This window comes from Aminobacter sp. LjRoot7 (assembly GCF_964252895.1).
Lineage (GTDB): Bacteria > Pseudomonadota > Alphaproteobacteria > Rhizobiales > Rhizobiaceae > Aminobacter > Aminobacter aminovorans_B.
The window spans coordinates 243,092-263,232 of sequence record NZ_CAXUPX020000008.1; the positions used below are offsets into that span (position 1 = coordinate 243,092).

A 20,141-nucleotide genomic window follows, 5' to 3' on the forward strand; every position below is an offset into this window, starting at 1 on the left:
GACACATACCAAACCCAAGACAGAACTATTCAGGAGTAAGACAATGTCCCTTAAGATCCGCCTGGCCCGCGCCGGCTCGAAGAAGCGCCCCTACTACCACATCGTCATCGCTGACGCCCGCAGCCCGCGCGACGGCCGTTTCATCGAGGCGATCGGCGCCTGGAACCCGCTGCTGCCCAAGGATGGCGAGCGCATGAAGCTCGACGCCGACCGCGCCAAGTACTGGCTGTCGAACGGCGCGCTGCCGACCGACCGCGTCGCTCGCTTCTTCGACGAAGCCGGCATCGTCAAGCGCGAAGCCCGCTCGAACCCGACCAAGGGTGAGCCGGGCAAGAAGGCCCAGGAGCGTCTGGCTGCCCTGAAGAAGGCCCAGGACGACGCTGCTGCTGCCATCGCTGCCGCTGCTGCTGCTCCGGCCGAAGCTTCGGCAGAGTAATTTTTCGCCCCACGGGTGAAAAAAACGGCGGGCCGAAAGGTCCGCCGTTTTGCTTTTCAGGGTGTGTTTCAGTCGGTCCGTCGATCTGGCCCGGTCTGGCCAGCGCCACCGCTGCCGCTGCCGCTGCCGCTGCCGCTGCCGCCCCTAAGTGTATGACACTTATGTGACATTTGGCTTAAGCCGGCGGTAAGGCGCCGCCGGATAGCTTGCCACCGACAGCGCGCGGCATGCCGTGCAGGCATGATGCCGGGCTGTTGGCCGAGGGGGGCTTCGGCATTCCGACAATCGACGCGGCATCCCTGTGACCTGGCCGACCAGGTCCGGACCGCCGCAGGCTGACAGGTGGACCGGATGCTTTTGGCAATGCGAGCTAGGGACAGGGCGCCAGCGCTTCCGCCGGAAATGCAAGGCGATGTGGTGGAGCAGTCGGCCGCAAAGCGCGCTGCCGACCCTGACATCGACACCGAGTTCGACGATGTCGGGCTGGTGCTGCGGCGTTGGCAGGCGGCCTGCATCGACGGCGCCTTGCCGCCCTATGAAGAGCTGGCGCTCGGCAGCGTCGGCCGCTTCGCCGACGAGATGGCGGTGGTTCGGCTGCAGGCCGGCACGGACAGCTTCATCCTGCGTGCCGGCCCGCGTTTCAGCACCATTGCCGGCCTGAGCGAGCCCGCAGCTGTACTGTCGGTGCTGCCATTCGCCTTCCAGCGCGCCATATCGGGTGCAATCGAACTTGCTCGGGGTGCGGCGCGTCCACGGCTGGCGCTGTGCCGTTCGATCGTCGACGGCATGGTCTCCACCGTCGAGGTTCTGGCGCTGCCGCTGTCGTGCCGCTGGCCGGGTGAGTACTTCCTGGTCTTCGCGCGGCCGCGAAAGAGCCAGATCGACTTGGCCCGGCTGCTCATCAACTCGACCGACGAAGGCATCCTGGCGCTCAGCGCGCTCGAATCCGCCGGTGGCGAGGCGAGGGATTACCAGGTCCTCAGCATCAACAATGCGGCGGCGCGCCTTCTCGGCGTGTCGGCTGAAGACATGCGCTTCAGGCTGCTGTCGCAGGCGAACGCCGCCTGCGGCTTGTCGCGCCTGCTCGACGAATGCGGCGTCGCCCGCGCGCATGGCGTCGCCGCGCCGTCGCTCGAGCTGGAATACCAGCTTGGCGGCGAAACCGTTTCGCTGCAGGTCGGCGTCGCCGAGACCGATGGCCTTCTGGCCGTGACCTTGACCGACATACGTGAAATCCGGAATCGCGAAACGCTGTTTCGCTCGCTGTTCGACGACAACCCGGTGCCGATGTATGTGCGCCAGGTCGATGGCGGCGCGTTCCTGAACGTCAACACTGCCGCGCTCAATCTTTATGGCCGTGACCGTGGCGAGTTCCTGGCGCTCGGCATCGCCGATCTGGAGCCCGGTGTCGCCGATCTGCCGGCTACGGGCGAGCGGTTTGTCCGCCACCGCACCGCGGCGGGCAACGAGCTCGACGTCATCGAATATGCCAGGAACATCCAGGTCGGCACGGCGCCGGCGACGCTGTCGACCATCGTCGACATCACCGAGCGCAAGCGCGCCGAGGACCGCATTTCCTTCCTCGCCCACCACGACCCGCTGACCGGCGTCGGCAACCGCACCACTTTCTCGCAGGAAATCGAAGAGGCGGTGGGCGCCGCTGTCGCAGGCCACCAGCCCTTCGCGCTGCTGCTCGTCGACCTCGACGACTTCAAGGCGGTCAACGACACGCTTGGCCATGCCGCCGGCGACGCCATGCTGGTCGAGACGGCGTCCCGCATCCGCAAGCTTCTGCGCCGCAGCGATCTTGTCGCCCGGCTCGGCGGCGACGAGTTCGCCATCCTGCTGCGCGGCGCGCTCAGCCGCGCCGACGTCGAAACGCTGGCCAAGCGCATCATCCAGGCAATCAGCGAGCCGCATGCCTATGAGGGGCACAAGCTGTCGATCGGCGCCAGCCTGGGGGCCGCGATCGCGCCGGCCGATGCACGCGACGCCGGCACGCTGCTCAAATGCGCCGATCTGGCGCTCTACCGCTCGAAGCGCGACGGCAAGGGCGCGTTCCATTTCTTCGAACCTGAGATGGACGCCGAGATGCGCGATCGCCGCGAGCTGGAGCTGGAGCTTCGCTGCGCCGATCTCGATCGCGAACTCGAGCTGCACTACCAGCCGATCATCTCGGTGAAGACAGGCGCGCTGCGCGGCTTCGAGGCGCTCGTGCGCTGGCGCAACCCCAGGCGGGGCATGGTCTCACCGGCGGATTTCATCCCGCTTGCCGAAGAGACCGGCATGATCGAAGCGATCGGGCGCTGGGTGCTCGACGAGGCCTGCCGCTGCGCCGCCACCTGGCCGGATGACCTAGTCATCGCGGTCAACGCCTCGGCGGTGCAGTTCCGGCAGGGGCAGTTCGCCGAGACCATCGGCAAGGCCATCGCCCGGTCGGGGCTCGATCCGTCGCGGCTCGAGATCGAGATCACCGAATCCGTGCTTCTGGCCGACACAGGCGCCAATCTCGCCGTGTTGCAGCAGCTCAAGGAGATCGGCGTGCGCATCGCGCTCGACGATTTCGGTACAGGTTACTCATCGATGAGCTACCTCAGGCGCTTCCCATTCAGCCGGCTAAAGATCGATCGTTCCTTCGTCCGCGACATAGGCAGCAGCCGTGAATCAATGGCCATCGTGCGCGCAATCATCGGTCTCGGCGCCAATCTCGGCATCGACACGACGGCCGAAGGCGTCGAGACCGGCGCCCAGCTCGAATTGCTGAGGCGTGAACGCTGCGGCGAGATCCAGGGGTTCCTGTTCAGCCCGCCGGTCGATAGGGCGGGCGCGGCCGACATCATCGCGAGCTATCGTGGCAACAAGGTTCAGGTGGCTTAGGCGACCTGCTTGACCCCGCCGGCCGACCGCGCCACCTAAGCTGCAGCGAGGTCGCCGGAGGAACTGCCATGTCCGACAAGATGTCCGCACTCAATGCCGACGGCATCTCCGAACCATTTGCCGCAGAGACGGCGCCGCTCGAAGCCTTTTCGCATGGCGAGCGCTTTGGCTCGAGCTTCCGCCACCTGTCCAGTTTTGGCGGCGGCGACCATGTCGGCGTCGCGCTGGAGCAGCTCGCGCCGGGCAAGGAGACGAATCCGTCGCACTATCACATGCTCGAGGAGGAGCACGCCTACATCCTTGAAGGCGCGCTGACACTGAAGCTGGGTGCGCGCAACTATGTCATGAAGGCCGGTGACTATGTCTGCTTTCCCGCCGGCCAGAAGGTCGGCCATTCGATGTTCAACCACACCGATGCGCCGTGCCGCTATCTGATCATCGGCGAGCGAAATCCGAACGATGTCATCGTCTATCCGGAATCGGGGCGCGTCAGCGTCCGCCTGACCGGCGAAGGCTACAGCAAGTCTGCGACGATGGACTATTGGGAGGGCATCGATGCGAGCGCGGCCGGTGTCCGGGCCGGGCGAGCTCAGGAATAATAGAAGTTCTCCGCCGGCAGCATTGGCGGCGGCGTTTCGCCCAGCGCCTCGAACACCGAGATTTCGCAGACCCGGCACAGGCCGTCGAGGGCGAGGTCGTTGGCTTCCATGCCGAAGGGGTCTTCGAGCTCTTCCGACAGCGCATCGAGCCCGAAGAAGGTGTAGGCGATCAGCGCGGTGAACAGCGGCGTTGCCCAGCCGGCCGAGCCCGCCAGGCCGAACGGCAGCAGCAGGCAGAAGATGTAGGCGGTGCGCTGCAAAAGCAGCGTGTAGGCAAAGGGGAGCGGCGTGCCCATGATGCGCTCGCAGCCAGCCTGCAGCGCTGAGATCGCCGACAAGCGCTCGTCGAGGATGCGATAGTCCATCGCCTCCAGCACCTTGGTGCGCTTGAGCGCGCAGATCTTCCCGCCCATCCGCCGCATAGCAGCATCCGGCTTGTTGGTCGCGGCATGGATTTCGTCGACGGCATCGCCGACAAAGGGACGGGCTGCCTCCCTGGTGTCGACCCGGCGCAGCTCGCCGCGCAGGAAATGGCAGAAGGCCAGTGAATCCATCAGAAGCGGCCTGAGCTCGTCACGGTCGGAGATCATCGCGGTTGCGGCGCGCGACAGGTTCCTGATTTCGAAGACGAGCTGGCCCCACAGCTTGCGGGCTTCCCACCAGCGGTCATAGGCGGCGTTGTTGCGGAAACCGAGATAGACGGAAAGGGCAACGCCCAGCAGCGCGAAAGGTGCGACGCCGGCATCGCCGAGATCGAGCTTGAGCAGTCTGATCGCGACAACCACCGCCGCGCCGTAGAGCGCGAAGCCCAGGATCTGCGGCAGGATGCGTGGCACCACGGAGCCGCGCATGACGAAGAACAGCTTCAAAAGATTGGTGCGCGGGCGAACGATCATGCGGCGTGGTACCTCTTTCTAGCCGATATTGCGCCGCCGGGCGTACCGGTGTCATCTCCAATCGCGACATGGATAGCGAATGCGTTGATTTGTCCGCGCAAGCTTGCCGGCCCCATGCGACGCTGCGCGATGGAAGACGCGCAGCTGCCTTCGCTCCGGTTAATTCCGGTAGGTTCGCCCGATCAGCTTGTCGATCAGCCTGCGCATGACGCCGCCCCGCCTGAGCCGACGGACTTCTTCCGCCAGTTCGGCTGCCCTGCTCGCCAGCTCGCCCATCTGAAACTGCAATTCCTCGCTCGGACCGAGACCCTCTCGCAGTCTAAGAAAGCTGCGGTCATAGATGCGTTTCTGCTGCAGAAATCGTTCGATGATCGCGGCCATCGCCAATTCGTCCTCGTTCGGCTCGCGCCTCGGCCAGGGACGTTCCGCGAGCACGTCGCGGTAGGTCGTTTCGAGCTGTTCGGCGCCCTTGTCGCTGGCGAAGTCGCGCCGCACGCGTTCGGTGACCGCGAAGGCGTCTTCCGCACTGTAGGCGGCAATTTCGCGATCGAGCAGTTCGGGCGATGCTGCGCCGGACAATGCGCCATAGGCGAAGTTGACGTCGGCAAAACCGGCGAACCTGCCGGTGGTCACGAGGCCGCCGACGCCGAAACGGTCGACATTGATCACAGCGCAGCCCCGCGCCATGGCTTCGAGCGCCATCCGGCCGCTGGCGAATGCCAGGTCCGTACCACTCAGCCGCTTGACCACGTCGTCCGCTGCCTTGCCAACCAGCTCGCCGCGAAAGGCAATGCCATGGCGCTGGCAGGCTTCGGCGATCATGCCGGTAAAGGGAATAGTCCCGGGGTGGGCGAAGATTGCCGCGGTCGCCAGCCTCTCTGGCGGCCGGGCCGTTGGCCCTACGCGCTGCAGGTCGATGGTGTTCGGCCAGAACCTCACCTTAGACGCAGCGATCCCGCACTCGTCCACCAGCCTGCCGCGCAGTGCTGACCGCACATGCAGATAGCGGCTGATCCTGGGATGAATTGGCGGCGCGTCTATCTCGCTGCTGAAGTCGTGGCAGACGAAGATGGCAGGGGTTCCGGGAAAGCGGGCAAGGGCGGCGATGGTAGGCCCCGTATGATGGCCGTGGATGATGTCGGGCGCTTCGAGCGACGCCAGCGACGTTGCCACCGGCGAACCCGTGGCGCGGATTTCGGCCACCGCAGGACCTGTGATCGGGGCGAAGGCGGTTACCGAATGGCCGCGCCGCCGCAGCGCCAGCACCATGTCGCGGACGAGCGTTTCGGTACCGCTGCGGCCGGTCAGCACGGCATTTGTCATCAGGATCCGCAGCGGTCGGTCCAGACCGGCCTGGCGGGCGCTGTCGCTGGCTAGACTATCGCGCGCCATTGTCCTGCCTCCGGTACCTCAGCCCCCGCTGCTTCCCTGCGACGGGCCCAGTCTACCGTAGCGATGTCCGGAATCAACCTTGAGGGATTTGGCCTGTGCCGCCGGCATGTCGTGGCGGACGTAGAGGATATCCGGCAAGCCTTCTTCATTGGACGAGCCGTCGCCGAAGGCGGCGGCGACAAAGCCGTGGCGCTCGTAGAAACGGCGCGCGCCTGTGTTGGCCTCGAAGCAGAAAAGTTTCACGTGAGTCATTGCTCTGGTCACGTGATGCAAAAGCCGGGTGCCGATGCCGTGGCCTGTCCAGGCGGGATCGAGATAGAGCTGCTCGATCCACTCATTCTTGATGGCGGCGAAGCCGGCAATCTTGTCATCGATCGTTGCGACCGTGACCTGCTGCTCAGCAAGCAGGATGTTGCTGACAAAGTACAGGTCTTCATCAGGCGTATGCAGCTGCGGCATCCAGTCGAAGGCGGTGAGCGCCGCCCTCAGGATGCGGGCGATGTCGTGTGCGTCTTTGGCCTCGGCCGGACGCAGCACGACATCGTGCATTGTTATCAGGCCGCCTTCTTCTTCGGCGAGATCAGGCCGCGCTCGACCAGAAGCTCGGCGATCTGGACGGCGTTGAGAGCAGCACCCTTGCGCAGGTTGTCGGAGACGATCCACATCGACAGGCCGTTGTCGATCGTCTGGTCTTCGCGGATGCGCGAGATGTAGGTCGCGTCTTCACCGGCCGAGTCGAGCGGGGTGGCGTAACCGCCGTCCTCGCGCTTGTCGATGACCAGGCAGCCCGGTGCCTCGCGCAGGATGTCGCGTGCTTCATCGGCAGTGATCGGCTTGTCGAACTCGATGTTGACGGCTTCGGAGTGGCCGATGAACACCGGCACGCGCACGCAGGTGGCGGTCAGCTTGATCTTGGGATCGAGCATCTTCTTGGTCTCGGCGACCATCTTCCACTCTTCCTTGGTCGAGCCGTCTTCCATGAAGACGTCGATGTGCGGAATGACGTTGAAGGCGATGCGCTTGGTGAACTTCTTGGCTTCGACCGGATCGGCAACGAAGACGGCGCGGGTCTGGGTGAACAGCTCGTCCATGCCTTCCTTGCCGGCGCCCGAAACGGACTGGTAGGTGGCAACGACGATGCGCTTGATGGTGGCGGCGTCATGCAGCGGCTTGAGCGCCACGACCAGCTGGGCGGTCGAGCAGTTCGGGTTGGCGATGATATTCTTCTTGGTGAAGCCGGAAATCGCGTCGGGGTTCACTTCCGGAACGATCAGCGGCACGTCCTGGTCGTAGCGGAAGGCCGACGAGTTATCGATGACGACGCAGCCCTGCTTGCCGATCTTGGGCGACCACTCCTTGGAGATGTTGCCGCCGGCCGACATGATGCAGATGTCGGTGTCGGAGAAGTCGTAAGTATCGAGAACCTTGACCTTCAGCGTCTTGTCGCCGAACGACACTTCGGTGCCGAGCGAACGGCGCGAGGCGAGAGCCACGACCTCATCGACCGGAAAGCCGCGTTCCTCGAGGATGTTGAGCATTTCCCGGCCGACATTGCCCGTGGCGCCGACGACTGCAACCTTGAAACCCATATCGAAAATCTCCTGTCCCTCTCCGCTCGCTTTTTGGAGAAAACCCGCTGGCCGTTGCGGGCTTCATCCCCCGGGCCGGACCCGGGAGAGGGTGAGCAGGCCAAGGGAAATCACACCATTTTGGTGGTGGTGGTTTTGGCCATGGTTTTGGTCGAAAGCAGGGAAACGGCTCCGCGCCCGGCACGATTTCTGTCGTGGCCGGGGAAATCGAATGCGAAAAGCGCCATCAAGAGGCCGCGCATCGGAGGTATCCCTGTTCGCCGCCGCTTTTATCCGGTTTGTATGGAGAGTCAATCGCGCGCACTGCCTGAGGCTGCACCGTTTGTGTCAAATTAGAGTTGCCTTGCATATTGGGCGGGCTACTCTCGATGTTCCGAGCCGACGGGACGAAGCCGATGGGCAAGCCAGCCGAAGCTAAGGTGCCGGTAGCTGCAGTCATCAACGGTCGCCATGGCAGCCTCCGCCCGCTGGATGCGTCGGATGCTTCAATGCTCTATCGCCGTTCGCATGACGAAAACGTTGCAGCCATCTGGGCCGAGATGAAGGTCGGGCCGTTTGCAGACGAAGCCGCATTCGCCGGGCATATCGACGGTCTCGTGTCCGACCCGAAGCGGGCGTTTTTCGCGGTTGTTGATCTGCAGGGCGACATACTGGGCTGGCTGTGCCTGATGGAGGCCCGGGTTGCGCATCAAGTTGTCGAGCTCGGCTACGTGCTCTTTACCAGTGGGATCCAGCGCACGACGCTAGCCACCGAGGCGCTCTATCTCGTCATTCGCCACGTGTTCGAGGAGCTTGGCTATCGTCGCCTCGAATGGACGTGCACCGCCGAAAACAGCCGCTCGCGCGTCGCCGCCGATCGGCTCGGTTTCATCTATGAGGGGACGCTGCGCGAAGGATTGCTGCTCAAGGGCATGCCAAGAGACATCTGCATGTACTCGATGCTGTCGTCGGAGTGGCCATCGCGCCGCGCAACGATGGAGCAGTGGCTCGATCCCGCCAATTTCCGCGATGGCAGGCAGTTGCGCTCGATGAACGAAATCCGGGCGGAGTTGTAGTTGCCATCAGCTGCGCCGGAATCGGCGGCCTATTTCTCCTTCAGCTTGACGCGCGGGAATCTGAGCGGCGGCCATTCTTCCTCCGGCTGCTGAGGCTGGGCCAGCAGCGTGGTGAGTTCCGCCGGCAGGCTGACCAGCGCCTTCTTCGAGCCGATGCCATCAGCGATACTGAGAATGCTGTCGTAGAATTCGACGCCGAGCGCCGACTTTGGCGGCACCGCCTCATGCATGACGCTGATGACGATGACATCGGGGCAATTGTCCTTGATCACCTGGTGGAAGGCGATCTTGGCATCAAGATCAAGCGCCGCTGTCGCCTCGTCGAGGAACAAAAGGCCGGGCTGCAAAAGCAGGATACGGGCAGCGACAAGCTTCTGCTTCTGGCCGCCGGAAAGCAGCTGGTCCCAGCTCTTGCCCTGGCGGGTTTCGTCATCGAGATGGTCGATCAGTTCGCCAAGGCCGGCCTTGTGCATGGCGACCGCCACCTTGGCCTCGGAGTGGTTGCCCGGATGGTCGGGCAGGCAGACCAACTGCTTGAGCGAAACCTGAGGCAGCTTGACGTCCTGGGTGGCGTAGAACGACCTGATGCCTTCGGGAAAGACGATGGCGCCACGGCCATATGGCCACAGCCCGTTGATCGCCTTGACCAGCGAGGTCTTGCCGCAGCCGGACTGGCCCGACACGAAGGTCCATTCGCCACGGCGGAAGCGCAGGTTGGAGACCGTCAGGAAGGGGCTGGTTTCAGGGCCTTGATGCATAAGCTGGAGGTTGCGGACGGTCAGGCCGAACAGAGCGTTCTGGCTGCCATAGCTGAACTCGGACTTGCCGGTCGCGGCATAGAACGACGGCGGCTTCTGGACGTTCTCGATCGCCTTGGCGAGATCGGTGACACGTTCGCTGTTGGCCCGAAGCGTGGCGATCGCCGGCATCACCTGGATGAACCACGAACACTGGCTGATCAGCGAGTTCACCAGTTCGGCGCCGGTGATGTAGCCCTTCAGGTTGATGTGGCCATGCATGTAGGGCACCAGCCCCGGCCCGTAGGCGACGATGCGCGCGGCGATGAAGCCGTAGATCGACTCGAACGACATGTAGCCGGCATTGACGATGTTGAGGCGCGACCAGGTCTTGTCGATGTCGACATAGAGACGGTCATGCATCGAGCGCTGTACGTCTTCGCCGCGCGATGCCGCGACATGGAAGCTGCGCCGCAAAAGCACCGTCAGTTCGCCGCGATAGCTGCCCTCGGCCTGCTGCATGCGGATGCTGAGGCGCTCCATCATGCCGCCGAGCTTCATGGCGATGTAGGTGTTGAGCGGCACATAGGCGGCGACGGCGGCAAAGGCCAGGATGACGCTGCCATAGGGGCCGAGGACCTCAAGTCCCGGCACCACGGTCGAGGTTTCGAGCAGCTTCTGGCCGACGAAGAACAGAGATGTAGTGACGCCCATCACGCCCATGGCGAGCCCAATGGCGCCGCCGGTCATGCCCTTGATCGAATCCTGGACGCGCTGGTCGATGTTGTCGGGCGCGGTGCCCGGGCCGTCGCCGGCGTTGTGCTGGACGTGGAAATGGGTGTGATTGGCGTCGAGCAAGGCGGCGTTGAAGCGGTTGTTCAGCCAGCCGCGCCACTTGCGATGCAAGGTGGTGGAGAAGAGGTGCCGGATGCCGATGAAGCCCGCATCCTTGACGACCACGAGGATAAGCAACGTTCCGGCGCTGGTCAGCAGCGACGCCAGGGGCGCCATGTTGGCCGGGTCGTGGAAAAAGGCGATCGAATTGACCAGTTCGCCTGAAGCTTCGGCCATCCAGACGCTGGCCTTGCTGGAAAGTGCGGTGAGGAGGGCGATCACCAGCGTCAGCCCCCAGGCTTCCTTCCAGCGATCCGAGAACCAGTAGGCCCTCATCAGGCCCCAGAAGCTTCGCATCGTGGAAACCGGCGTCAAGGGAGGCGGCCTGGCGGCGCCGCGACGCCATCTGTTCGACGATGGATCTCGAGGTCTGTCGACCCGAATCACAGTTCCTTACCCCATGCCCTTTGCCTATCGAAAGGGTAACACGAGTTGAGCATTTCACAGTCAATATATGGTTACCGGCTAATCAACGCGCCGCGAGCGTTGCGTGAGGGCAACGCTGTCCAACGCGCTCCGATGACCCGTACGGGCGACGCGAGAGCTTGCGGCGCGAAGGAAGTTAGAACACTGTTTGGCTCGCGATTCGCGGGGGCGACAGATGCGCGGGGAAGTGCTGCACTACGATCAGGCTCAGGGCTTCGGCTTCATCGTCGGGGTCGACGGCAACCGCTATACCTTCGCCCGCGAGGACCTGAGGGGCACGGCAATCCCCGGCAAGGGGACCCAGATCGAGTTCCAGCCGAGCGGCAGCCAGGCACGCGACGTGTTTGCGATCCATGCTCAGGTTGGCGTTGCGCAAACGGCCGCGGCGGCAACGTCGACGACATCGGTACCGCAGTTCGGCCGCCGGAGCTCTGACCAGGAAACAGCGGTCTTCAGCGGAGTGGGTGCGGCGGCGACGGAGCCATCCTCGACCGGACTGTGGTCGTATTTCTGGCGCGCGCTGACCGTCAACTACGTCACCTTCCGCACCCGCGCCCGACGCAAGGAATATTGGGGCTATTACCTGTTCTGGGCGATCTCGGCCGTCGCGCTGGCGATCATCGGCTTCGCCATCGACGGTGCGCTCGGCAATCTCGATGCGGGTATGGAGGAGCCAATCGCCGGTTTCGCGCTGCCGGGCCTGTTCGTGCTGGCAACGCTTTTGCCCAGCATCGCCGTCACCATCCGCCGCATTCACGATCTCGGCCTGTCGGGATGGTTCTATCTGCTGATCCTGCTGCCTTATGTCGGCGGCCTGATCATCTTCGTCTTCACCCTGATCCCGTCCCAGAAGCACGAAAACAAATGGGGCCCGGTGCCGGTTGGGGTGAGGATTCCTCCGCCCTATGTGCCAGCCGCCTAGGGGCAATTCCACAAGCACAAATGAAAACGGCGCCACTTGGGCGCCGTTTTCGATTCATCGGCCTGCTATCAGGCGAAGAACTTGGCGATGATGGCGTCGCCCATCTGGGTCGTGCCGACCTCGGTCTTGCCCTCGGACATGATGTCCTTGGTGCGCAGGCCGTCGTCGAGCACGGCGGCGATCGCAGCCTCGAGGCGGTCGGCTTCGGCCACCATGTTGAACGAGTAGCGCAGGCACATGGCAAATGACGCGATCATGGCGATCGGGTTGGCGATTCCCTTGCCGGCGATGTCGGGCGCCGAGCCGTGCACCGGCTCGTAGAGCGCCTTGCGCTTGCCGGTCAGTGCATCAGGCGCGCCGAGCGAAGCCGAAGGCAGCATGCCGAGCGAGCCGGTCAGCATCGCGGCGACGTCCGACAGCATGTCGCCGAACAGGTTGTCGGTGACGATGACGTCGAATTGCTTGGGCCAGCGCACCAGCTGCATGCCGCCGGCGTCGGCCAGCATGTGGTCGAGCTTGACATCGGCGTACTTGGCCTTGTGGGTGGCGGTCACCACCTCGTTCCACAAGACGCCCGACTTCATGACGTTGCGCTTTTCCATCGACGTCACGCGGTTCTGGCGCGTGCGGGCGAGTTCGAAGGCGACGCCCGAGATGCGCTCGATCTCGAAGGTGTCGTAGACCTGCGTGTCGATGCCGCGCTTCTGGCCGTTGCCGAGGTCGATGATCTGCTTGGGCTCGCCGAAATAGACGCCGCCGGTCAGTTCGCGCACGATCAGGATGTCGAGGCCTTCGACAACTTCCTGTCGGAGCGAGGACGACGAGGCGAGCGCCGGATAGCAGATCGCCGGACGCAGGTTGGCGAACAGCTCCATGTCCTTGCGCAGGCGCAAGAGGCCGGCCTCGGGGCGCACCTCGTACGGCACGGCATCCCACTTCGGGCCGCCGACAGCACCGAACAGCACGGCATCCGCGGCCATCGCCTTGGCCATGTCGGCATCCGAGATCGCCTGGCCGTGCGCGTCATAGGCCGAGCCGCCGACGAGACCTTCCTCGGTGGTGAAGCCGCTGCCGAGCTTCTCGTTCATTGCGGTGATCAGCTTGCGGACCTCGGCCATGGCCTCGGGGCCGATGCCGTCGCCGGGCAGGAGAAGAAGATTGCGCGTCGCCATGGAAAGCCTTTCCGAAAGATGCGTGAACCGCGGTCTTGCTAGCCTTGGAGGGGCGTCGGTGCAAGCAGGAAAGGGCGCTCCAGAGCTGGCAAATTGCTCCGCCAACGCCCGTTTGACTAGATTTGTAGCCTGACCAGCCTACCCGATCTCCAGCAGCAAGGCGCGGTGGTCGGAGACTTCAGGCTGGACCACGACCTCGAAGCTGCGCACATCGACATTGCCGCTGACCAGCATGTAGTCGGCGAAGCGCGGCGCCTTCAGGTAATGGGAGGTGCGGGTGTCGGTGAAGCCGCGTGACGTCACCAGCTCCGTCAGCCCGATGTCGCGCAATTCGGCGAGCATCCGGCTGTCCGGCAGCACATTGAAGTCGCCGCAAACAACGAGGCCGTCGCCCTCGTGGCGCACCCTGTCGATCAATTCGATCAGCCTTTTGGTTTGCGCTTCGCGGGCCGGCGTGTCGCCCTTGCCGTCGAGCTCTCGCAGGCCATGGAGGTGGACGACGACATTCTTGTCGGTCGCATAGTCATGCAGCCTCACCGCATGGGCGTTGCGCGAGCGCGGGTGGTCGCCGAAGCCATCGGCCGAGAAGGCGCCGTGGATGAAGTCCTGTACCTGTCCGATGATCGGTAGCGAGCGCCTGACGAAGGTGGCCAGCCCCCATTCCGACTGAAACGCCCGGTCGCCGTCATGGAGCGGGCCGCGCGCGGCGGGGCAGAAGAAGGCCTGGTGGCCAGGCAGGGCTTCGGCCACCTCGGCAAACAGGTTCGCCCGCTGCAAAAGCTCGCCCCCGCCGTCGCGATAGACCAGCCACGGCGACGTAGCCCCCGGCGTGCTGGTCGCTTCCTGCAGGCACAGCACATCGGGGTCGGCGTTCCTGACGTAAGCGACAAGCTCTTCGCCGAGCCTGCCGCCCCAGCCGTTCAACGATAGGATGCGCAAGCAGTCCCTCCGGTCACATGCGCTTCAGCGCTGTCACTTCGATCTCGATCTTCATCTCAGGCTTGTTGAGCTGGCAGACGATCATCGTCGCTGCCGGGCGGATGTCGCCGAAGGTCTCGCCGAGGATCGGGAACACCGCGTCCACATAGGCCTGGTCGGTGATGTAATAATGCGCGCGCACCACGTCCGCCATCTCGAAGCCGCCGTCATTGAGTGCCTTGGCGATGGTCGCCAGGCAGTTGCTCGTCTGCGCCTCCACGCTGTCGGGCATGGTCATGGTGGCATAGTCGTAGCCGGTCGTGCCCGACACAAAACACCAGTCGCCCTGCACCACGGCGCGCGAGTAGCCCGCGGTCTTCTCGAAGGGCGACCCTGTCGAAATCAGCTTGCGCATATCTTTCCTCATTGTTGCGGCGCGAGCGCCTTGGTCATGGCGTTCTTCATTTCCGCTGGCCAACCGGCCAGCGCCGGCCAGGTCTTCGGCTCGGACTTGTCGGTCTGCTGGGCGAAATAGAGCTTCTTGGCCTTTGCATCGATCGCCATGAAGCCGTCACTGATGCTGCATGCATGCGGGACGCAGCCGCTGGCATAGAAAGCACCCGACGGCAGTGATTCCGTGCCACCACTGACCAGCAGGCTGGTGCTGAATTCCGACATGCCGTCGCCAAGCAACTGTTGCGCAGCCTTGTAGACCACCTCATTCTTGAAGGCCGCGACGATACCATCTTCGAATTGTTTGACATCGAGATCGGACCAGTCGGTGCCGGGCTGCGGCGTGTAGGCGAGGTTGCCATGCATAGTCAAACCGTAGTCCGGGTGCCACGTCCTCACCGGCAGCGTTTGGCCAGGCAGTGGATACGGCACGAAGAAGATGTTGTATGCCGTTGCGGCTGCCGACGGGATGTCGCATTCGCCATCGCCGACCACCGTCGACTGGATGCCGGCCTCGGTCTTCCAGGCAAGCACGACCTCCGGACTGCATGCGTTGCCGCCGTCACCCACCGCAAAGATCGCCACCTTGGTGCCGGCGACCTCGACGGTGCGGTCGTGGAAGGCGACGTAGTTCCGGGCGATTTCCTTGCCCTCGTAGGCGACGACTTTTTCACCTTCGGCGTTCTCGACGACGGTGAAGTTGCCGCCTTCGAACGGGATTGTCTGCGGTTCGCTGTCCTGGGTCTGCGCCGAAGTGGACGTGGTCAACGCCAGCGCGAATGCTGCGAAGAGGGCGGAAGATTTCATGGTATGCTCCTGGAGATCGACCTGCGATGTCACGGAGCGGCTGGTCCTGGCCTGCGCACGCGCCCCGAATCCCGAGGCGGGACCATGGCATGGCACCGCTGGCCTGTCAGCAGGAGCCGATTGTTCCAGCAAAAAGCCCCGCCGCGACTTTTGTCGGGCGGGGCTTTTTAGAATTTCAGCTTGAGGCTGACCATACTTTCAGGATCAGGCCCAGGGGCGGTTCTCGGCAGCCTTCTTTTCGTAGCTGTCGATCGACGCGGCCTTCTCCATGGTCAGGCCGATGTCGTCGAGGCCGTTGAGCAGGCAGTGGCGGCGGAAGTCGTCGAGGTCGAAGGTGACCACGCCGCCATCGGGACCGCGGATTTCCTTGGCTTCGAGATCGACCGACACGGTGGCGTTGGCGCCGCGCGAAGCGTCGTCCATCAGCTTGTCCAGGTCTTCCTGGCTGACCGTGATCGGCAGGATGCCGTTCTTGAAGCAGTTGTTGTAGAAGATGTCGGCGAACGACGTCGAGATGACGCAGCGAATGCCGAAGTCGAGCAGGGCCCAGGGCGCATGCTCGCGGCTCGAGCCGCAGCCGAAATTGTCGCCGGCGACGAGGATCTCGGCCTTGCGGTAGGCCGGCTTGTTGAGCACGAATTCGGGGTTCTCCGAACCGTCCTCATTGTAGCGCATCTCGGCGAAAAGCCCGGTGCCAAGGCCAGTGCGCTTGATCGTCTTGAGATAATCCTTGGGGATGATCATGTCGGTGTCGACATTGACGATCGGCAGGGGGGCGGCGACGCCCGTGAGCTTGGTGAATTTTTCCATGGCTTTTGCCCGTCTGGCTGTTGCGGGGATTTTGGCGTGCCCCGCTTTACACAAGCTTGGCCGGGAATCAAAGCGTTTCGACGCTGGGGAAGGAGCCTTGGCCTCATGCGCGGCCACGCATGAGGCCTGTGCCGGCTACTTCGCCGGCGTCAGGCCGTAGACGCGGGCGATGTCGTCGAGCAGCAGGTTGGCGGCGATCGCGCCACCCGCCGTGTTCCACACCGCATCGTCCACGGCGACCGCCTTGCCGGCCTTCACCACCGACAGGTTCTGCCACAGCGGCTCGGACAGCCACTCTTCCGACTGCTTGCTCGCCTTGCCGTTGCCGGTCTCGTAGACGAAGTAGAACAGGTGGTCGCCGTCAAACTCGGGGATACGTTCCTTGGTCACGTCGTCGGCGAAGCCGGGCTTGTCCTGCACCGCGGGGCGCTGGATGCCGATCTGGCTGAAGATCATGCCGGGGAAGGTGTCCTTGTAGTAGATGCGGGTCAGGCCCGGCATGAAGCGGATCAGCGACACCTTCTCGGCCTTCTTGTCGCCGAGTGCTGTGCCGAGCTTGGTCGCCTTGTCGTCGAATGCCTTGAGCTGGGCCTCGCGTTCGGCCTTCTTGCCGAGCGCGTCGGCATAAAGCGCGAAGTTCACTTTCCAGTCGCCGCGCAAGCGCTCCGACATGACCGTCGGCGCGATCGCCGAGAGCTGGTCGTAGATCTTTTCCTGGCGCGTCTTGTTGCCGAGGATGAGGTCGGGCTGCAGGCCGGCGATGAGCTCGAGATTGACGGCCGATTCCTCGCCCACCACCTCGACGCCGTCCATCTTGCCGGCGATGTGCTTGTACCAGGGCGAGCCGGTCCAGGAGCGCACGGCGCCGACCGGCTTGAAGCCCAGCGACAGCACGGCTTCGGTGCCTTCGTTGGTCAGCACCACGATGCGCTGCGGATTTTCGGGCACGTCGGTCACGCCCATGGCGTGTTTCACTTCGTGGGCGAAGGCGGAACTGGCAGCAAAGGCGGCCATTGCGAGGCCGAGTGCGGCTTTGGCGAAGAGCTTCATGGTCCTGGCTCCAAACTTGACGGGGGCAAGAAGGTTTGGCAAAGGGTCAGAACAAACCCTGACTGTCAAGCTCATATTAAGGCTGCCGCGTGCCCCTCGCTTCGTCGAACACGAGCATCCGAGTGCCTCGGCGCATCGGCCGGCACGCGCTTTTTTTGGGGCTGGCGGTGCTGCTGCTGATCCTGATGTATCTAAGCCTGGCAATTGGCTATCGCCTCTATTCGCCCGCTGAAATCTGGGCGGCGCTAACTGCATTTGACGGCAGCGAAGCGCATGTCGTGATCCGCGACCTCCGACTGCCGCGGGCGCTGATGGCGCCGCTCGTCGGCGCAGCTCTTGGTATTGCCGGCGTGCTGGTCCAGACCCTGTCGCGCAACCGCATCGCCTCGCCCGACACGCTTGGCCTCAACGCCGGCGCCGCTTTCGCGGTGGTCATGGCGAGCGGGCTGTTCGGCGTGGCCTCGTTGCCCGGCCTGTCGCTGGCTGCCGCCGCCGGCGCGCTGGCCACCAGCCTGCTCGTCTTCGGCCTGGCTGCAGCTGCCGGTGGCATCTCGCCGCTCAGGATCGTGCTCGTCGGCGTCACCTTCGCCGGCCTGTTCGACAGCTTCGTCAACGTCGTGCTGACGGTCAACGAGACGATGCTCGACCAGCTGCTGTTCTGGCTCGCAGGCTCATTCGCCGACCGCAAACTCACACTGGCGCTCAACGGCCTGCCCTTTGTGCTGATCGGCGGCGGCATCGCCTTCTACCTCGCTCGTTCGCTCGACATCCTGCAAACCGACGATTCCACGGCGCGTGGCCTAGGCGTGCCGCTCGGCGTCGTGCGCGGGCTGAGCTTCGTTTCGGTGGCGTTGCTCAGCGGCGCCTCGGTGGCCATGGCCGGGCCGGTGCTGTTCGTCGGCCTCGTCGTGCCGCATGCGGCGCGCGCGCTTGTCGGTCTCGAGCATCGCCTGCAGATCGTGGCCGCTGCCCTTGTCGGCGCCGTCTACACGACGCTGGCCGACATCGTCGCACGCTTCGTCATCTTTCCGCGCGAAGCGCCGGTCGGCGCGGTCACCGCGATCGTCGGCGGCTGTTTGCTTCTCGTCCTGCTCAGGAGGCGCGCGGCATGACCGTTCTTGCACCACGTCTTTCTCCGGCGTTGGCTCGCATCAACCGCCGCGCCTGGATTGCTGTTGCCATCATTGCGCTGGTCACGGTTGCGCTTACGTTGTGCGGCATCGGCTTCGGCTCGACTTGGATCGACCCGCGCCGGATCGTCGAGATCCTGATGGGCGACGGCACGCGCGGTGAACGTGTCGTGGTCCTGCAGCTGCGCGCGCCGCGCGTTGCCATCGCCGCTCTCGCCGGCGGCGCCATGGCGGTTGCCGGCTACCTCTTGCAGAAAGTCACGCGCAACGAGCTCGCTTCTCCCGGCGTGCTTGGCGTCATCGGCGGTGCCGGCCTGGGCGTTGTCATCTTCCTGGCTCTGCTGTCCGACGAAAGCAATTCGCTCGTCACCTCGATCGTTTGGCAGCCGGTGGCGGCGATGATCGGCGCAAGCCTGGCCATTGCGGCCGTCTTCCTGCTCTCCGGCCAGCAGGCCTCGTCGGCGGTGCGGCTCCTGCTGTTCGGCATCGCCGTGGGGGCTGTCTGCAAGGCAGCGACTTTGATTCTGATGATCGTCGGGCCAATCTACCGCACTACCCAGGCCAGCCGCTGGCTTGCCGGCGCGGTCAACGAGATCAACTGGGGCGAGGTCCAGGTCGTTGCCATCGGGCTTGCCATCGCCATGGTGGGCGTCGTCGCGGTGGCCCGGCGGCTGCCGCCGACCGATCTCGACGAGGTCTCGGCGCGTGGCCTCGGCCTCAACCTGCCGGTGTTCCGCATCCTGGTCTTCGCACTGGCTTCCGCCTTGACCGCGCTGGCCGTCGCCTTCGCCGGCGGCGTCGGCTTCATCGGCCTGATGGCGCCGCATCTGGCGCGGCTGATCGTCGGCCGCCCGGTGCTTGCCGGCATCGCCGCCAGTTTTCTTTTGGGCGCCATCATGCTGATCGGCGCCGATCTCATCGTACGCGTGCTGTTCGCGCCGACCGAGGTGCCTGCCGGCACCGTCACCGCGGTCATCGGCACGCCCTATTTCCTCTACCTCGTGCTGCGCAGGGGAAGCACCAATGGATAAAGCCATCAGCGTCCAGGCGCTCACCATCGCTTATGGGGCGGCGACCGCAGTCAGCGCCGTCGACCTCGACATCGCAAGGGGCAAGGTCACCGTGCTCGCCGGGCCCAACGGTTGCGGCAAGTCCACCTTGCTGCGCGCCATTCGCCGTCTGCACCAGCCGAAGTCGGGCGAAATACGGCTCGGCGACCTGCCGATCTCCGGCCTCAAGGAAAAGGAGCTGGCGCGCCACATCGGTCTTCTGGCGCAGAGCCCGTCGGCGCCCGACGACATGAGCGTCGAGGAACTCGTCCGGCTCGGCCGCTACCCGCACCAGACCATGCTGCAGCCGTGGAGTGCTGCCGATGCCGACGCCATCCAGGCGGCGATGTTCGGCACCGGCGTCTCGCACCTCGCCGAACGCCGGCTAGGTTCGCTGTCGGGTGGCCAGCTGCAGCGCGTCTGGATCGCCATGGTGCTGGCGCAGGAGACCGACATCATCTGCCTCGACGAGCCGGTCAACCATCTCGACATGGCCCACCAGATCGATTGCCTCGATCTTGTCAGCAGGCTCAACCGCGAGCATGGCCGCACCGTCGTCCTGGTGCTGCACGATCTCAACCTAGCCGCGCGTTATGCCGACCGGCTGGTGTTCATGAAGGACGGCAGCCTGGCCGCCGACGGCGTGCCGGTGGAGCTGATGCAGGAAACGCTGATCGAGAATGTCTTCGGTATCAGCTGCCGCGTCATCGAGGATCCGGTTCACCAACGCCCGCTGTGCATCCCGATCCGCAACTCGTCGCCGCGTTTCGGGGCAGCTCCGCAAGGCTGAGCCGAAACTCCGTGCCCCTCGGGTAACAAATGCCGCCTTCCGACGAATCCGTTCCGGAGGCCGGGCACGTCGGTGGTTGCAAGCACGGCTTGTCATCGGGGGCATGCGCGCGCTTTAACTGGCGGTGATGTTTGCGTGA

At 64.4% G+C, this 20,141-nt stretch carries 20 protein-coding genes; 8 read left to right on the forward strand and 12 right to left on the reverse strand.

The genetic code is table 11. The features are described from left to right. Nucleotides 1-43: 43 nt before the first annotated feature. From rpsP to ACSQ3E_RS22020, 3 genes are all read left to right on the forward strand, one after another. Nucleotides 44-436: a 30S ribosomal protein S16 gene (gene rpsP / locus ACSQ3E_RS22010; RefSeq protein ID WP_310325738.1), complete on the forward strand. Its 393-nt coding sequence runs from the start codon at nt 44-46 to the stop codon at nt 434-436. A gap of 417 nt (nt 437-853) precedes the next feature. After that, the gene (locus ACSQ3E_RS22015) at nt 854-3,313 is read left to right on the forward strand and encodes a putative bifunctional diguanylate cyclase/phosphodiesterase (RefSeq protein WP_436124320.1); all 2,460 of its coding nucleotides are present in this window, start codon (nt 854-856) and stop codon (nt 3,311-3,313) included. A 68-nt stretch (nt 3,314-3,381) separates the two neighbouring features. Continuing rightward, nucleotides 3,382-3,912 (forward strand): cupin domain-containing protein, encoded by a 531-nt coding sequence (locus ACSQ3E_RS22020; RefSeq protein ID WP_436124321.1) that lies wholly within the window; start codon nt 3,382-3,384, stop codon nt 3,910-3,912. On the opposite strand, the gene ACSQ3E_RS22025 is transcribed toward ACSQ3E_RS22020, so the two are convergent. From ACSQ3E_RS22025 to ACSQ3E_RS22045, 5 genes are all read right to left on the reverse strand, one after another. Next, complete coding sequence (locus ACSQ3E_RS22025; protein ID WP_436124322.1) at nt 3,903-4,808, reverse strand: bestrophin family protein; 906 nt, start codon at nt 4,806-4,808, stop codon at nt 3,903-3,905. The two genes, ACSQ3E_RS22020 and ACSQ3E_RS22025, sit on opposite strands and share 10 nt — an antisense overlap. Before the next feature lie 159 nt (nt 4,809-4,967). Further along, nucleotides 4,968-6,200, reverse strand: a complete 1,233-nt coding sequence (locus ACSQ3E_RS22030; RefSeq protein ID WP_436124323.1) for a glycosyltransferase — start codon at nt 6,198-6,200, stop codon at nt 4,968-4,970. 18 nt (nt 6,201-6,218) lie between these two features. Then, entirely contained in the window at nt 6,219-6,749 is a 531-nt protein-coding gene (locus ACSQ3E_RS22035; RefSeq protein ID WP_310325749.1) for a GNAT family N-acetyltransferase, read from the reverse strand. 5 nt (nt 6,750-6,754) lie between these two features. Then, on the reverse strand, nt 6,755-7,789 hold the full coding sequence (locus tag ACSQ3E_RS22040) for an aspartate-semialdehyde dehydrogenase (protein WP_310325751.1): 1,035 nt from the start codon (nt 7,787-7,789) through the stop codon (nt 6,755-6,757). 110 nt (nt 7,790-7,899) lie between these two features. Then, nucleotides 7,900-8,031, reverse strand: coding sequence for a hypothetical protein (locus tag ACSQ3E_RS22045; RefSeq protein WP_310325754.1), 132 nt, complete (start codon nt 8,029-8,031; stop codon nt 7,900-7,902). Between the two features lie 153 nt (nt 8,032-8,184). Here ACSQ3E_RS22045 and ACSQ3E_RS22050 point away from each other — a divergent pair, with 153 nt between their 5' ends. Beyond that, on the forward strand, nt 8,185-8,844 hold the full coding sequence (locus tag ACSQ3E_RS22050) for a GNAT family N-acetyltransferase (RefSeq protein ID WP_436124324.1): 660 nt from the start codon (nt 8,185-8,187) through the stop codon (nt 8,842-8,844). Between the two features lie 29 nt (nt 8,845-8,873). Here ACSQ3E_RS22050 and ACSQ3E_RS22055 read toward each other — a convergent pair whose 3' ends face one another. Then, nucleotides 8,874-10,772 (reverse strand): ABC transporter ATP-binding protein/permease, encoded by a 1,899-nt coding sequence (locus tag ACSQ3E_RS22055; RefSeq protein WP_436124325.1) that lies wholly within the window; start codon nt 10,770-10,772, stop codon nt 8,874-8,876. 304 nt (nt 10,773-11,076) lie between these two features. On the opposite strand from ACSQ3E_RS22055, the gene ACSQ3E_RS22060 reads away from it, so the two are divergent. Next, nucleotides 11,077-11,823, forward strand: coding sequence for a DUF805 domain-containing protein (locus tag ACSQ3E_RS22060; protein WP_436124326.1), 747 nt, complete (start codon nt 11,077-11,079; stop codon nt 11,821-11,823). A gap of 68 nt (nt 11,824-11,891) precedes the next feature. Here ACSQ3E_RS22060 and leuB read toward each other — a convergent pair whose 3' ends face one another. The 6 genes from leuB to ACSQ3E_RS22090 form a co-directional block, all read right to left on the reverse strand. Further along, on the reverse strand, nt 11,892-12,995 hold the full coding sequence (gene leuB / locus ACSQ3E_RS22065) for a 3-isopropylmalate dehydrogenase (protein WP_436124327.1): 1,104 nt from the start codon (nt 12,993-12,995) through the stop codon (nt 11,892-11,894). A gap of 138 nt (nt 12,996-13,133) precedes the next feature. Beyond that, a complete protein-coding gene (locus ACSQ3E_RS22070; RefSeq protein WP_436124328.1) occupies nt 13,134-13,934 on the reverse strand; it encodes an endonuclease/exonuclease/phosphatase family protein in 801 nt (266 codons plus the stop codon). 13 nt (nt 13,935-13,947) lie between these two features. Further along, nucleotides 13,948-14,328 carry a RidA family protein gene (locus tag ACSQ3E_RS22075; protein WP_436124329.1) on the reverse strand — a complete coding sequence of 127 codons (381 nt, stop codon included), beginning with the start codon at nt 14,326-14,328 and terminating at the stop codon, nt 13,948-13,950. 8 nt (nt 14,329-14,336) lie between these two features. Further along, nucleotides 14,337-15,173, reverse strand: coding sequence for a hypothetical protein (locus tag ACSQ3E_RS22080; protein WP_436124330.1), 837 nt, complete (start codon nt 15,171-15,173; stop codon nt 14,337-14,339). A gap of 204 nt (nt 15,174-15,377) precedes the next feature. Then, the gene (gene leuD, locus ACSQ3E_RS22085; RefSeq protein ID WP_115730070.1) at nt 15,378-15,983 is read right to left on the reverse strand and encodes a 3-isopropylmalate dehydratase small subunit; all 606 of its coding nucleotides are present in this window, start codon (nt 15,981-15,983) and stop codon (nt 15,378-15,380) included. 135 nt (nt 15,984-16,118) lie between these two features. Beyond that, on the reverse strand, nt 16,119-17,033 hold the full coding sequence (locus ACSQ3E_RS22090) for an ABC transporter substrate-binding protein (protein ID WP_436124331.1): 915 nt from the start codon (nt 17,031-17,033) through the stop codon (nt 16,119-16,121). Between the two features lie 122 nt (nt 17,034-17,155). Here ACSQ3E_RS22090 and ACSQ3E_RS22095 point away from each other — a divergent pair, with 122 nt between their 5' ends. The 3 genes from ACSQ3E_RS22095 to ACSQ3E_RS22105 are packed head-to-tail and all read left to right on the forward strand — an operon-like array spanning nt 17,156 to nt 20,002. Further along, a complete protein-coding gene (locus ACSQ3E_RS22095) occupies nt 17,156-18,145 on the forward strand; it encodes a FecCD family ABC transporter permease (RefSeq protein ID WP_436124332.1) in 990 nt (329 codons plus the stop codon). After that, on the forward strand, nt 18,142-19,194 hold the full coding sequence (locus ACSQ3E_RS22100) for a FecCD family ABC transporter permease (protein ID WP_436124333.1): 1,053 nt from the start codon (nt 18,142-18,144) through the stop codon (nt 19,192-19,194). Before ACSQ3E_RS22095 ends, ACSQ3E_RS22100 begins: the two co-directional genes overlap by 4 nt. Further along, entirely contained in the window at nt 19,187-20,002 is an 816-nt protein-coding gene (locus ACSQ3E_RS22105) for an ABC transporter ATP-binding protein (RefSeq protein WP_436124334.1), read from the forward strand. Before ACSQ3E_RS22100 ends, ACSQ3E_RS22105 begins: the two co-directional genes overlap by 8 nt. Nucleotides 20,003-20,141: the final 139 nt, after the last annotated feature.

Coding starts and splice junctions, on each gene's coding strand:
- ACSQ3E_RS22090 (WP_436124331.1), bottom strand. CDS start 17,033: ATGAAGCTCTTCGCCAAAGCCGCACTCGGCCTCGCAATGGCCGCCTTT.
- leuD (WP_115730070.1), bottom strand. CDS start 15,983: ATGGAAAAATTCACCAAGCTCACGGGCGTCGCCGCCCCCCTGCCGATC.
- leuB (WP_436124327.1), bottom strand. CDS start 12,995: ATGGCGACGCGCAATCTTCTTCTCCTGCCCGGCGACGGCATCGGCCCC.
- ACSQ3E_RS22080 (WP_436124330.1), bottom strand. CDS start 15,173: ATGAAATCTTCCGCCCTCTTCGCAGCATTCGCGCTGGCGTTGACCACG.
- ACSQ3E_RS22105 (WP_436124334.1), top strand. CDS start 19,187: ATGGATAAAGCCATCAGCGTCCAGGCGCTCACCATCGCTTATGGGGCG.
- ACSQ3E_RS22025 (WP_436124322.1), bottom strand. CDS start 4,808: ATGATCGTTCGCCCGCGCACCAATCTTTTGAAGCTGTTCTTCGTCATG.
- ACSQ3E_RS22035 (WP_310325749.1), bottom strand. CDS start 6,749: ATGCACGATGTCGTGCTGCGTCCGGCCGAGGCCAAAGACGCACACGAC.
- ACSQ3E_RS22060 (WP_436124326.1), top strand. CDS start 11,077: ATGCGCGGGGAAGTGCTGCACTACGATCAGGCTCAGGGCTTCGGCTTC.
- ACSQ3E_RS22100 (WP_436124333.1), top strand. CDS start 18,142: ATGACCGTTCTTGCACCACGTCTTTCTCCGGCGTTGGCTCGCATCAAC.
- ACSQ3E_RS22040 (WP_310325751.1), bottom strand. CDS start 7,789: ATGGGTTTCAAGGTTGCAGTCGTCGGCGCCACGGGCAATGTCGGCCGG.
- ACSQ3E_RS22030 (WP_436124323.1), bottom strand. CDS start 6,200: ATGGCGCGCGATAGTCTAGCCAGCGACAGCGCCCGCCAGGCCGGTCTG.
- ACSQ3E_RS22055 (WP_436124325.1), bottom strand. CDS start 10,772: ATGCGAAGCTTCTGGGGCCTGATGAGGGCCTACTGGTTCTCGGATCGC.
- ACSQ3E_RS22075 (WP_436124329.1), bottom strand. CDS start 14,328: ATGCGCAAGCTGATTTCGACAGGGTCGCCCTTCGAGAAGACCGCGGGC.
- ACSQ3E_RS22050 (WP_436124324.1), top strand. CDS start 8,185: ATGGGCAAGCCAGCCGAAGCTAAGGTGCCGGTAGCTGCAGTCATCAAC.
- rpsP (WP_310325738.1), top strand. CDS start 44: ATGTCCCTTAAGATCCGCCTGGCCCGCGCCGGCTCGAAGAAGCGCCCC.
- ACSQ3E_RS22020 (WP_436124321.1), top strand. CDS start 3,382: ATGTCCGACAAGATGTCCGCACTCAATGCCGACGGCATCTCCGAACCA.
- ACSQ3E_RS22045 (WP_310325754.1), bottom strand. CDS start 8,031: ATGCGCGGCCTCTTGATGGCGCTTTTCGCATTCGATTTCCCCGGCCAC.